Annotated in this window: 15 protein-coding genes; all 15 read right to left on the bottom strand. The window is 60.4% G+C overall.

Annotated features, from left to right (window positions below):
• Positions 1–52 precede the first annotated feature (52 nt).
• The 15 genes from atpD to ACPV0M_RS09965 all read right to left on the bottom strand — a co-directional run bounded on the left by atpD (position 53) and on the right by ACPV0M_RS09965 (position 12,273).
• The gene (gene atpD, locus ACPV0M_RS09895; protein WP_425620480.1) at positions 53–1,468 is read right to left on the bottom strand and encodes a F0F1 ATP synthase subunit beta; all 1,416 of its coding nucleotides are present in this window, start codon (positions 1,466–1,468) and stop codon (positions 53–55) included.
• A gap of 27 nt (positions 1,469–1,495) precedes the next feature.
• A complete protein-coding gene (gene atpG, locus ACPV0M_RS09900) occupies positions 1,496–2,365 on the bottom strand; it encodes an ATP synthase F1 subunit gamma (protein ID WP_425620481.1) in 870 nt (289 codons plus the stop codon).
• Between the two features lie 21 nt (positions 2,366–2,386).
• Positions 2,387–3,907, bottom strand: coding sequence for a F0F1 ATP synthase subunit alpha (atpA, locus tag ACPV0M_RS09905; protein ID WP_425620482.1), 1,521 nt, complete (start codon positions 3,905–3,907; stop codon positions 2,387–2,389).
• A gap of 15 nt (positions 3,908–3,922) precedes the next feature.
• Entirely contained in the window at positions 3,923–4,471 is a 549-nt protein-coding gene (locus tag ACPV0M_RS09910; RefSeq protein WP_425620483.1) for a F0F1 ATP synthase subunit delta, read from the bottom strand.
• On the bottom strand, positions 4,465–4,956 hold the full coding sequence (atpF, locus tag ACPV0M_RS09915; protein ID WP_425620484.1) for a F0F1 ATP synthase subunit B: 492 nt from the start codon (positions 4,954–4,956) through the stop codon (positions 4,465–4,467). Before atpF ends, ACPV0M_RS09910 begins: the two co-directional genes overlap by 7 nt.
• Before the next feature lie 121 nt (positions 4,957–5,077).
• Positions 5,078–5,308 (bottom strand): F0F1 ATP synthase subunit C, encoded by a 231-nt coding sequence (gene atpE / locus ACPV0M_RS09920; RefSeq protein ID WP_425620485.1) that lies wholly within the window; start codon positions 5,306–5,308, stop codon positions 5,078–5,080.
• An 82-nt stretch (positions 5,309–5,390) separates the two neighbouring features.
• Complete coding sequence (gene atpB / locus ACPV0M_RS09925) at positions 5,391–6,164, bottom strand: F0F1 ATP synthase subunit A (protein WP_425620486.1); 774 nt, start codon at positions 6,162–6,164, stop codon at positions 5,391–5,393.
• A gap of 21 nt (positions 6,165–6,185) precedes the next feature.
• A complete protein-coding gene (locus tag ACPV0M_RS09930; protein WP_425620487.1) occupies positions 6,186–6,617 on the bottom strand; it encodes an ATP synthase subunit I in 432 nt (143 codons plus the stop codon).
• A 103-nt stretch (positions 6,618–6,720) separates the two neighbouring features.
• On the bottom strand, positions 6,721–6,960 hold the full coding sequence (locus tag ACPV0M_RS09935) for an AtpZ/AtpI family protein (protein ID WP_425620488.1): 240 nt from the start codon (positions 6,958–6,960) through the stop codon (positions 6,721–6,723).
• Positions 6,961–7,235: 275 nt separating this feature from the next.
• A complete protein-coding gene (gene wecB / locus ACPV0M_RS09940) occupies positions 7,236–8,411 on the bottom strand; it encodes a non-hydrolyzing UDP-N-acetylglucosamine 2-epimerase (protein WP_425620489.1) in 1,176 nt (391 codons plus the stop codon).
• Between the two features lie 145 nt (positions 8,412–8,556).
• Complete coding sequence (glyA, locus tag ACPV0M_RS09945; RefSeq protein WP_425622188.1) at positions 8,557–9,792, bottom strand: serine hydroxymethyltransferase; 1,236 nt, start codon at positions 9,790–9,792, stop codon at positions 8,557–8,559.
• A gap of 116 nt (positions 9,793–9,908) precedes the next feature.
• Positions 9,909–10,355: a ribose 5-phosphate isomerase B gene (gene rpiB, locus ACPV0M_RS09950; RefSeq protein WP_425620490.1), complete on the bottom strand. Its 447-nt coding sequence runs from the start codon at positions 10,353–10,355 to the stop codon at positions 9,909–9,911.
• A 74-nt stretch (positions 10,356–10,429) separates the two neighbouring features.
• Positions 10,430–10,894, bottom strand: a complete 465-nt coding sequence (locus tag ACPV0M_RS09955) for a low molecular weight protein arginine phosphatase (protein WP_425620491.1) — start codon at positions 10,892–10,894, stop codon at positions 10,430–10,432.
• A gap of 221 nt (positions 10,895–11,115) precedes the next feature.
• The gene (locus ACPV0M_RS09960; protein ID WP_425620492.1) at positions 11,116–11,796 is read right to left on the bottom strand and encodes a Crp/Fnr family transcriptional regulator; all 681 of its coding nucleotides are present in this window, start codon (positions 11,794–11,796) and stop codon (positions 11,116–11,118) included.
• A 123-nt stretch (positions 11,797–11,919) separates the two neighbouring features.
• Positions 11,920–12,273: a 4Fe-4S dicluster domain-containing protein gene (locus ACPV0M_RS09965; RefSeq protein WP_425620493.1), complete on the bottom strand. Its 354-nt coding sequence runs from the start codon at positions 12,271–12,273 to the stop codon at positions 11,920–11,922.
• Position 12,274 lies beyond the last annotated feature (1 nt).

Here is a 12,274-nt window from a genome sequence, read left to right on the forward strand (position 1 = left end):
CCCTGCTGACTGCCGGCTCCGGACGCCCGACAACAGCTTACTGCCTACTGAGTTAGGAAGCCTTCAGGGCTTCGCCCTTCTCGCGGGCTTCCTCGATGGTGCCGACCATGTAGAAGGCGTCTTCCGGCAGGTCGTCGTGCTTGCCTTCAAGGATTTCCTTGAAGCCGCGGACGGTATCCTTCAGCGAAACGTAGCGCCCGGGCCGGCCGGTGAAAGCCTCGGCCACGTTGAACGGCTGGGACAGGAAGCGCTGCAGCCGGCGGGCGCGGGCCACGACCAGCTTATCCTCTTCCGAAAGCTCTTCCATACCGAGGATGGCGATGATGTCCTGCAGTTCCTTGTAGCGCTGCAGAACCTTCTGCACGCCGCGCGCCACCGAGTAGTGCTCCTGCCCGACGACGTTCGGGTCCAGGATGCGGGAGACGGAGTCGAGCGGGTCCACGGCCGGGTAGATGCCAAGCTCGGTGAGCGCCCGGGACAGAACGACGGTGCCGTCGAGGTGGGCGAAGGTGTTCGCCGGGGCCGGGTCGGTCAGGTCGTCGGCGGGCACGTAGACGGCCTGCACCGAGGTGATCGAACCCTTGGTGGTCGAGGTGATGCGCTCCTGGAGCTGGCCCATCTCGGTAGCGAGGGTCGGCTGGTAACCCACGGCCGACGGCATGCGGCCGAGCAGGGCGGAAACCTCGGAACCGGCCTGGGCGAAACGGAAGATGTTGTCGATGAAGACCAGCACGTCGGCGCCTTCCTCATCGCGGAAGTACTCGGCCAGGCACAGGCCGGTCAGCGCGATGCGCAGACGGCAGCCCGGCGGCTCGTTCATCTGGCCGAAGACCATCATCGTCTTGTCCAGAACGCCGGCTTCGGTCATTTCCAGGAGCAGCTCGTTACCTTCGCGGGTCCGCTCGCCCACGCCGCAGAACACGGAGATACCGCCGTGCTGCTTGGCGATGTTGTTGATGAGCTCCATAACGATAACGGTCTTGCCCACGCCGGCGCCGCCGAACATCCCGATCTTGCCGCCCTTCATGAAGGGAACGAGCAGGTCGATAACCTTAAGACCGGTTTCCAGCTGCTCGACCTGGGTGGACTGGTCCACCAGGAGCGGGGCCGGGCGGTGAATCGGGTATTTCTTCTCGCTCTTGATCTCCCCGAGACCGTCGATCGGGTTGCCGAGAACATCGAGCAGGCGGCCGAGGACGGGACGGCCGACCGGAACCGAAATCGGGGCGCCGGTATCGTAAGCATCCATCCCGCGCACCAGGCCGTCGGTAGTGGACATGGCAACGCAGCGGGCGACGTTGTTGCCGAGGTGCTGCGCGACCTCGAGAGTCAGGCCGATCTCACGGCCAAAAGCGTCCTTGGTTCCTGTTTCAATCTTGACGGCGTTGTAAATCGGCGGGACTTCACCGGGCTTAAACTTGATGTCCACGACAACGCCGATGATTTGGACTACTTTACCAACATTCATTGCCTTCCTCAAACCCTCCTCCGTAGTTTATTCCAGAGCCGCAGCGCCGCCGACGATATCAAGGAGTTCCTTGGTAATGCCTTCCTGGCGCAAGCGGTTCATTTGGAGTGTGAGGCGATCGATCATCTCGCCGGCGTTCTTGCTGGCGTTCTCCATGGCCGTCATGCGGGCGCTCTGCTCGCCGGCCTTGGACTCAAGCAACGCGGCAAAGATCGCGTTTTCAACGTACCGCGGCAGAAGGTCGGCTAAAACCTCTTCGGCCGAAGGCTCGAAGATGTACTGGGCCGTAGGCCCGTGGGCTTCCTTCTTTTCCACGGCGGCGCCTTCCGGCGGTTCCACCGGCAAAAGCTTGGTCACCGTAGGCTGCTGGACCAGGACGTTGACAAACTTCGAATAGATCAGGTAGACGGCGTCGTATTCGCTCGCGGTGTACTGGTCGATGACGAAGCGGGCGATCTCCTTGGCCTGATCGACGCGAATGTTCTCGCCCAGGTTGACGAAGAACTTGTCCATCTGCACGCCCCGGAAGCGGAAAAAGTTGCGGCTCTTGCGCCCCACCGCCACGATGGAAACGTTGTCCGCCTTGCCCATTTCTTTCTGGGCCGTGCGCAGGATATTGCTGTTGAAACCGCCGCACAGGCCTCGGTCCGCGGTAATGATCACATAGCAGACTTTGTTCGGCTCACGCTGGGCAAGCAGCGGGTGCTGGACATTCCTGGCCGCTCCCGACAGCCGGCCCAACACTTCGTGAATCTGCCTGGCGTAGGGGCGGGCCGCGACGACGGCCGCCTGGGCCTTGGCCATCTTGGCCGTAGCCACCGCCTTCATGGCCTTGCAGATCTTCTGCGTGCTTTTTACACTATTGATGCGACGCCGGTAGTCGCGTAGTGCAGGCATATTTACACCTCACTTTCGCGCCTATAGTCCGTACTGTTTGACGAAGTTCGATTTGAACTCCTCGACAGCGGCCTTGAGCTTCGGCTCGACGTCGCCGGTGATTTCCCTGGCCTCGGCGATGGCCTTGCCGATTTCCGGCTTTTCGCTGCGCATGAACTTCAGGAACTCGGCCTCGAATTCACGGACCTTTTCCACCGGGAGCGAATCCAGGTAGCCTTTGACACCGGCATAGATCGACATAACCATTTCCTCCAGCGGCATGGGCACGTACTGGTCCTGCTTGAGCAGCTCGACCATGCGGGCGCCGCGGGTCAGGCGGGCCTGGGTGGCCTTGTCGAGGTCGGAACCGAACTGTGCAAAGGCGGCCAACTCGCGGTACTGCGCCAGGTCAAGTTTGAGCTGGCCGGCTACCTGGCGCATCGCCTTGCGCTGCGCCTTGCCACCGACGCGGGACACCGACAGGCCGACGTTGACGGCCGGGCGGATACCGGCGTAGAACAGGTCCGGCTCAAGGTAGATCTGACCGTCGGTGATGGAGATGACGTTTGTCGGAATGTAAGCCGACACGTCGCCCTGCTGGGTCTCGATGACCGGCAGAGCGGTCATGGAGCCGCCGCCGTACTTCGGGTGCAGCTTGGCCGCACGCTCGAGCAGGCGGGAGTGCAGGTTGAAGATGTCGCCCGGGAAGGCCTCGCGGCCGGGCGGGCGGCGGAGCAGCAGGGCCAGTTCGCGGTAGGCGGCCGCCTGCTTGGTCAGGTCGTCGTAAACGATCAGGACGTCCTTGCCGTTCTCCATAAACTCCTCGCCGATCGCCGCGCCAGCGAACGGAGCGATGTAGAGCAGCGGGGACGGGTCGGAGGCGTTGGCGACGACAACGATCGTGTAATCCATCGCGCCGTAGTCCTTAAGCTTCTGGACCACGTTCGCGACGGTGGAGGCTTTCTGCCCGACGGCGACGTAGATGCAGATGCAGTCCTGCCCTTTCTGGTTGATGATGGTGTCGATGGCGATCGCGGTCTTACCGGTCTGGCGGTCGCCGAGGATCAGCTCGCGCTGGCCGCGGCCGATCGGGATCATCGCGTCGATGGCCTTGATGCCGGTCTGCAGCGGGGTATCAACCGGGCTGCGGAACACGACGCCGGGGGCGATCTTCTCAATGGCGCGGTACTTGTCGGTACCGAGCGGACCCTTGCCGTCCAGCGGCAGGCCGACCGGGTTGATGACACGGCCGATGAGGGCGTCGCCTACGGGCACGGAGGCGATACGTCCGGTACGCTTGACGACGTCACCTTCCTTGATCTGCGTATAAGGGCCGAGGATAACGCAACCGATGTTATCCTCTTCCAGGTTTAGCGCCATCCCCAGGATGCCGCCGGGGAACTCGAGCAGCTCCGAGTACATGCAGTTTTCGAGTCCGTACACCCGCGCCACGCCGTCACCGATCTGGATGACCGTGCCGACGTCGGTGACTTCGACCTGCGCTTCGTACTTCTCGATCTGCTGCCTGATGATGGCACTGATCTCTTCAGGTCTCAGATTCATGTCCCTCTGTCACCCCTATCCAACTTGAATTTCGCGGATGCTTTCTTTAATCTTCTCAAGCTGCCTCTTCACGCTGGCGTCCAGGATCCGGTCGCCCATACGCACGACGAGACCACCGAGGATCTCGGGGTTGATCTCGTAGTGGACGCGGATCTCCTTGCCGGTAGCCTTGCCGAGGGCGTTCATCAGGTTGACCTTCTGGACGAGCGGAATCTCCATGGCCGAAGTCACGGTAACCTCGGCGATGTTGCGGGTCTCGTTGGCCTGACGAAGGTACTCCTCGACGATGGCCTTCAGGTAAAACTCACGCCGCGCGTCGAGAACAACGTTGAGGAAGTTCAGCGTCGCAGGCGAGACTTTCCCGCCGAAAATCTCACGCAGCACCGTCTTTTTGGCGTCGCGGGGGATCTGCGGGTGATAGAGAACGCGCTGTAGGTCACGGGACCCCTCGAGGGCATCCAGAACGACCTTGAGTTCCCCCTCGATCGCGGTGATCTGGTTCTGGTCACGGGCGATATTGAACAAAGCCTCGGCGTAACGCTGCGCAACAGCACCTTTTAGCATGGCAGGTTATTCACCTCGTTTATGGCATCCTGCACAAGCTTGCTTTGCGCATCCACGTCAAGACCCTGCTTGACAACCTTGGCGGCGACCAGGACGGCCAGCGAAGCGACTTCGTTGCGCAGCTCCGCGAGGGCCTTGTCCTTTTCGCGCTGGATATCCTGCAGGGCGCTCTCCTTAACGCGGGCCGCCTCGGCCTTGGCCGCATCCACGATGGACTGGGCCTGCTCGTTCGCAGCCTTGGACGCCCGCTCAATGATCGCTTTCGCCTCTTCGCGGGCGTTGCGCAGGTCGGCCTCGTATTGAGCCCGGATCTTCTCGGCCTGGGCCTTCTCGGCCTCGGCAGCCTCAATACTGCTGGCTACAAGCTTCTGGCGCTGCTCGAGAATGTTCAGCAGCGGCTTGTAGGCAAACAATCTGAGGAGCACAAGCAGGACGACGAAGTGGAAGATCTGGGCGAGCAGCGTAGCGTTAAAGGTCAGGTCCACCTACTTACTCTCCTCCTTCCTGGAGCCAAAGAAGGTCTTGCGCAGGTTTCCCATTTTCGCCCGGGAAACCTGCTAAACCTTCCTCGTATCGATTTGCCAAACAACCATAGGTAACCCGAGCTTACATCTTGCCCATCAGGATGAAGCCGATAACGATGGCGATAATCGGCAGGGACTCGATCAGACCGACGGAGATGAACATCAGGGTCATCAGGGGACCGCGCGCCTCAGGCTGGCGGGCGACGCCTTCAAGAAGCTTACCAGTTACGATACCGTCACCGATGGCGGCGCCAAGAGCGCCGAGACCGGCAGCAAAAGCCATACCCAGAGCAGCAGCAGCACTCAGATCCATTAGTCGTTTCCCTCCTAAAACTCTTTAAATGGTTTTCAGTAAGTTAACAGACTAGTCGGTTAAAGATTCTCTCGATGGTAACCTAGTGTTCCTCATGCACGGCCATGCCGAAGTAGGCGATACTCAGCATGGTGAAGACGAAGGCCTGGATAAGGGACACGAAAAGGCCGAATCCAAGCCACACGACAGAGGCCATGAAACCGCCGGCCCATTGCGCGACACCGGTGATCAGGCCCAGCAGGGCCAGAATCATGACTTCCTTACCCTTCATATTGCCGAAGAGTCGGAAAGCCAGCGTAAGGGGCTTCGCAAGGTCTTCCAAAATCGTGATAGGCAGGAAGAACGGGAAGGGTTGCAGGTAGTGCTTGAAATAACCGAGGCCCTTGTACTTGATCCCCAGGTAGAACATCATGAAGAAGGTGATCAAGGCCAGGGCAAAGGTCGTCTGATGGTCCGCCGTGGGCGCTACCCCTGTGGGCAGAAGCCCGATAATGTTGCACGTCACGATGAACAGGAAGTAAGTAATGATCAGCGCGAAGATACCCTCGCCCTTTTTCGGGCTCATGTTCTCGTTGATCAGCCCACGTAAGAATTCAAACACCATTTCAAACATCGCCTGCATCTTGGTCGGCCGACGCACGCTGGCACCGCGTACGGCCGAAAAAGCCAATAGGAGCACGATGGCCATGGCCACCCACGTAAATACGATGGTGGTCATGTTCAGATCGATCGAGAAACCGCCAATAGACCCGAAATGCACCGGCTCGGTGGGTAGATTCCAGATATTCAGGTCATGGTGGACCTTTTCGATACTGAAACCACCTTCAGCTCCGTGTGTCGCTCCGCTTGCCGACACTGCAATATTCACCTCCTTTCGCTAAAAAGAATTGCATTTATGAAGGTCCTTTCGATAACCAAGAAGGACCTTTAAACCCCCACCGACCGCAAAGGCGGGCAGGACAAACAACCCGCCCAGCACTGCCAGCAGGTTAAACCAGCCGGTTTTGACGGCGAAGACCAGCATCGAGATAACAAACAGCCAGCGCAAGGCGCCGACAGCCATCTGCGCGCCCCACCTGGCCTTTTTACGCTCTTCAGCGGAATCCAGAACCTCCTTCATCTCGCCGAGCCTGGCGATGCGCACGGCCAGCAGGATGCCGCTGACGATGCTTACCAGGACGCCGAAAGCGAACCCCGCAAACAGGGGATTGCCGCCGTCGGCGGCCACGGCCAGCAAGGCGATACAGAAAACAAAGAAAGACTTGCGCACGGCACCACGGACATGGACGCCAAAGTCTAGTTCCTGCACAAGCACCCTCCTATAGGGGAAGTGAGAGGTGAGAAGTCAGAGGTGAGTACCAGAAGAGCTCACTTCCGACTTCTCACGACCTTCTCACGACTCGCTTCTTATTTTAAGGTTTTTTGCGATCGTTGAATATCTGCGTTACCGTGCGGTAAACGGCGAGGACACCCGCTCCCATGCCGGCGAGCAGCCCCGCCAGCATCAACCACGGCTCGGTATCCAATCTGGCATCGAGGAGGCGTCCCGCCCAAAGACCCAGCAAGATGCTGGCGGCGAACTGAACGGCGATTGTGGAACCAAGCGCAAACGCTTTCAACCCCTTGGAAAGGCCGTTTTTGCCGTCAGCCACAGGGTCCCGGCCCCCCTTCACGCTCCGCTCCCCCGCCCGCGCGGCATAAAGAAAAACCAGATCTAAACCTGGCCGCGCTCTTAAATATACTTTCTACGATAGAGGGTTTATTCCTTCCCCGCAGCCGACTTTTTAGGCCGCTCGTGAAAGATTTTTTTTTCATTTCTTGGATTGGTGTTATACTGTTTGACAAGAAATGTTTGCGCTACAACGGCATAATCTGCAACCATGATTACCTTTTGCTTGTTCCATTAGGAGCGATATCAGTTATCATTTCAGCGTTCAACACCAAATTCCTGCTGCTTCATTGCATTAAACTCCTGCGGCGCGACCGGTGACAACCCGAACCTGTGGGCCAGGGTCTGCACGATCCGCGCGGCCGCTTGCCCGTCTCCGTAAGGGTTCACGGCCTCAGCCATCCGGCGGTACGCCTCCGGGTCGGAAAGAAGGGTGTCCGCAGCCGCAAACACCCTCCGCCTGTCCGTCCCCACCAGCAGGACGGTCCCCGCGTCCACGGCCTCGGGACGCTCGGTGGTGTCGCGCAGGACGAGTACGGGCTTACCCAGCGACGGGGCTTCCTCCTGAATGCCGCCCGAGTCCGTGAGGACCAGGTAACTGTGTTTTATGAGGTGTGCAAAAGGCAGGTAGGGCAGCGGCTCGACAAGGTGCACGCGGTCCAGGTCGCCGAGCACTTCGCGGACTACTTTACGCACGGCGGGGTTCCTGTGTACGGGAAAAACGACCTGCACGTCGGGGTAGCGGTCGACGAAGTCGCGCAGGGCCAGGTAAACCTGCCGCAGGGGCTCGCCCAGGTTTTCGCGCCGGTGGGTGGTCACCAGGATTACACGGTACCTATCGTCCTGCACGGACTTCAGGATAGGATCCTCGAACGCGTACTCCTTCCGGACGGTGCTCAGGAAGGCGTCGATCACGGTGTTCCCCGTAACGACGATCTTTTCCGGTGCGACGCCCTCGGCCAGGAGATTGGCCTTTGCTCCCGCGGTGGGGGCAAAATGCAGGTCGGTGATGACCCCGGTCAGGTGACGGTTCATTTCCTCGGGGAAGGGAGAATACTTGTTGCGCGTGCGCAGGCCGGCCTCGACGTGCCCGACGGGAGTCTGGAGGTAAAAGGCGGCCAGGGCCGCGGCGAAGGTTGTGGTGGTGTCCCCGTGCACGAGCACCATATCGGGACGCTCTTTCCTCAGAACGCCTTCCAGGCCTGTCAGCGCACGGCGGGTGATGTCGAAAAGGGTCTGCCCCTGCCGCATGATATCCAGGTCGTAGGCAGGGCGGATGCCGAAGAGGTCGAGGACCTGGTCGAGCATTTCCCGGTGCTGGGCGGTGACGGCGACCACGCACCGGAAATGCGGCGAGGCTTCGAGGGCCTTGATGACGGGGGCCATCTTAATCGCCTCGGGACGAGTACCGAAAACGACGAGTATCTTTTTCATATGCTACCGTACCTTTGGTGGAATTCGATAAGCTCAGTGTTTTATTGTTAGGGTAGCAAGTTGAAATTAAGTAGAATTTTGAGGTGAGATGCGAGAAGTAAGAGGTAAGAATGCCTCTCACGTCCAACATCTCACTTCTCACTTCTCAATACAAAGGGTGGGCGGCGCAGAGTTCCTTGACCATGCCCCGGGCCTTGGCGAGCGCCGCGGCGCTGTCCATGTCGTCGATGGCGACGGCGATGATCTCGGCGATTTTGACCATATCCTCTTCCTTCATTCCGCGGGTGGTGACGGCCGGCGTGCCGATGCGGATGCCGCTGGTGACCCTCGGGGGCTGCGGATCGAAGGGAATCATGTTCTTGTTCACGGTGACCCCCACCTCGTCGAGCCGGCGCTCGGCGTCTTGCCCGGTGACGTTCTTGCTGCGCAGGTCGACCAGGATCAGGTGGTTGTCGGTGCCGCCGGAGACCAGCTTGAAGCCGCGCTCCATCAGGGCGCCGGCGAGGGCCCTGGCGTTCTTGACGATTCTTTCCTGGTAAGCCTTGAACTCGGGCCGCAGGGCCTCGCCGAAAGCCACGGCCTTGGCGGCGATGACGTGCATCAGCGGCCCGCCCTGGACGCCGGGGAAGACCGACTTGTCGACGGCCGCCGCGTATTCCCCGGTACACAGGATCAAGCCGCCGCGCGGGCCGCGCAGGGTCTTGTGCGTGGTGGAAGTAACGATGTCGGAATACGGCACGGGGTTCTGGTGCAGGCCCACCGCGCACAGGCCGGCGATGTGCGCCATATCCACCATCAGCCTGGCGCCGACGGACTTGGCGATCGCGGACAGGCGCCCGAAGTCGATGGCGCGGGGATAGGCGCTGGCCCCCGCCACGATGAGCTTGGGGCGGTGCTCCTCGGCCAGGCGCTGCACCTCGTCGTAGTTGATCATTCCGCTTTCGGGGTCGACCCCGTAGGCGACGAAGTTAAAGAGCTTGCCGCTGAAGTTGACCTTGGAGCCGTGGGTGAGGTGTCCCCCGTGCGCCAGGTTCATTCCCAGGATGACGTCCCCGGGCTGGAGGAGGGCGAAGTAGGCGGCCATGTTGGCCTGGGCGCCCGAATGCGGCTGGACGTTGGCGTGGTCCGCCCCGAAGAGCTGCTTGGCCCGCTCGATGGCCAGGCTCTCGGCGATGTCGACGAATTCGCAGCCCCCGTAGTAGCGCCGTCCCGGGTAGCCCTCGGCGTACTTGTTGGTCAGCACCGAGCCCTGGGCCTCCAGGACCGCCCTGCTGACGAAGTTCTCGGAGGCGATCAGCTCCAGCTTGGAGCGCTGGCGTTCGGTCTCAAGGGCAATAGCCCTGCTGATTTCGGGGTCTGCCTCCGCTAGAGGAGTCATCATCTGATTCAACTACTTTTCCTCCTAAAATAACGTTGGGCGCAAGGCGCCGAAATGGACGTAGGACTTAGGATGTAGGACTCCCGTCTTACGTCCTAAGTCTTACATCTTGCGTCTGATTACCGACATAGATCTTCAATGGCGGTAATCTTTTGTACGCGGCGGGTGTGGCGCCCGCCTTGGAACTCGGCCTTGAGCCAGGTGGCCACGATGTCCCTGGCCAGGCCGGGGCCGATGACCCTTTCGCCGAGGGTCAGAACGTTGGCATCGTTATGCTCCCTGGAGGCGCGGGCCGAAAAGGTGTCGTGGCAGAGGGCCGCCCGGATGCCGGGCACCTTGTTGGCCGAGATGCTCACTCCGATGCCGGTCCCGCAGACGATGATCCCGCGGTCGAACTCGCCGCTCTGCACGGCGCGGGCGACGGCCAGGGCGAAGTCCGGGTAGTCCACCGATTCCAGGGAATGCGTTCCGAAATCCTTGTGCGGAATTCCCGCCTGGCGCAAAAAGTCGACGATCTCCTCTTTCAACCGGTAACCCGCATGATCGGCGGCCACGGCTACGTGCATGTATGCTTGCCTCCCGCATGCATCGACAAAATCCTTACGATTTACCATCTTCTACGGCTGAAGAACGATTTCCTTCAACGCGGGGCCTCTTCCCTGAAGCGCTCCAGAGCCAGGCGGATGAGGCGGCGGAGTTCGGCGGCGTAACGGCGGTACACGTGCAGGGGCTGTCCCAAGGGATCGGACACGTCGCCTCCGGCTCCGGCGTATTCAGCCAGAGTGAAGACCTTGCCCGCCTGATCGGGGGCGGCCTCCCGTACCAGACGCCGATGCCCGGCCGTCATAGTCAGAACCAGGTCGGCCTCCTCGACAAGCTCGCGGGTCAGCAAAGCCGCCCGGTGGCCGCTGATGTCGATCCCTTCTTCGGCCAGGGCTTCCACGGCTTCGGGGGTCGCGGGGACGTTGGGCAGGGCGTGGACGCCCGCCGAAAGGACGCGTATCTCGCGGTCGTCCCCCAGCAGGTGACGGGCGATGCCCTCGGCCATGCTCGAACGGCAGGTGTTTCCCGTGCACACGAACAAGATCTTCTTTGGCCTGGCCAAAAACGTCACTCCTCCCGCAGCAAACCGCCCAATGTTTACATTTTATTGTAGAAACGCCGGACACGCCATACTATAAAAGCCTTTATGCCTAGTATTGCCCCGGCTGATTCCCGGCGCTCGGGAAATAGATGAAGTCCGGGGGAACAGAGTCCCAAAAAACAAAAAAGGTCTCTGCAATGCAAAGACCCCAAATGGTTGTAAGCGCTTAGCGCCCGGTGCTGCTATACCACCCACTCGGCGAGCTTCTTGGGATCCTTGATCAGGATTTCCCGGCCCTGGACCTCAATACTTTTTTCATCGCGGAAGGTGTTCATCAGCGAGGTCACCGTCTGCCTGGTGGAACCGATCATCGAGGCGATTTCGTTGTGCGTCAGCCTGAGCTTGATCTTAATCCCCTCATTGGTCCTTTCCCCGCATTTTTCGCTGATTTTTAGGAGCATCAAGGCCAAGCGGCCCGGCGCCTGCCAGCACATCAACTCGTAAACCATCGCCTCGGCGGCCCGCATGCGCGCTCCCAGCAGTGACGCCACCTTCAGCGCCAGGCGGTGTTCGGTGTTCAGGACTTCGATAAACTGGTCCTTGGTCAGGATCACCATGGTCACATCGCTGATGGCCCCGGCGAAACAGGTGCGCTTGCCGTGATAAAGCGTCTCGGCCAGCCCCATGATCTCACCCGGGTTCCGGATGCTCCCCACCGTCACCTCGCGGCCGTCCGGATTGAGACGATAGATCTTGACATATCCTTCTTCAATCAGGTAGACCCGGTCGGCCTGTTCGTCGGCCGAAAAGATAATCTGCCCCTTTGGATAACGTACGGTTGTCCCGGTCTTACACAGGATCTCGCGCTCGCGTTCGTTAACAACCAGAGCGTCCTCGCGCGCTTTAGGATTCCCACCCGACATGAGATCAGCTCCCAGCCTCTGGAAAAGATCTTAACACAGTACACTCCCAGAGATGATAGCTTCGCTTCGGCCCCTGGGTTTTCCTGCCGGGGATTATTATACTCCTAATGCGCGGTGGATGCTTTATCCAGCCTGCCGGCTGCTGGAAACCGTTGCGACCTTGGCACCGGCATACTCGGGGTGCTCGGCGCCCATCTGCAATGCCCCGTTCGGGCAAAGTTCCACGCACCGCCCGCAGTAAATACAGGCGAAGGAATTAAAGACCCGCCTGACAGCAAGGTTTTCCCGGTCCTCCTCCATGGTGATGGCCGCGGCGGGACAGATGCCGGCGCATATCCCGCAATAAGTGCACCGCTCAGCGTCGTAAAGGATCCGTCCCCGCCCTTGGGGGAAAGCCGGGCGCTTTACGGCCGGATAGGCGCGCGTGGCGGGGCCGGTGAAGAAGTTCTTGACCAGCTTCGGGCCCATTACAGGCATG

It is taken from the genome of Desulfosceptrum tomskiensis (assembly GCF_049818055.1).
In the GTDB taxonomy this organism is placed as follows: domain Bacteria; phylum Bacillota; class Desulfotomaculia; order Desulfotomaculales; family JASEER01; genus JBFLVT01.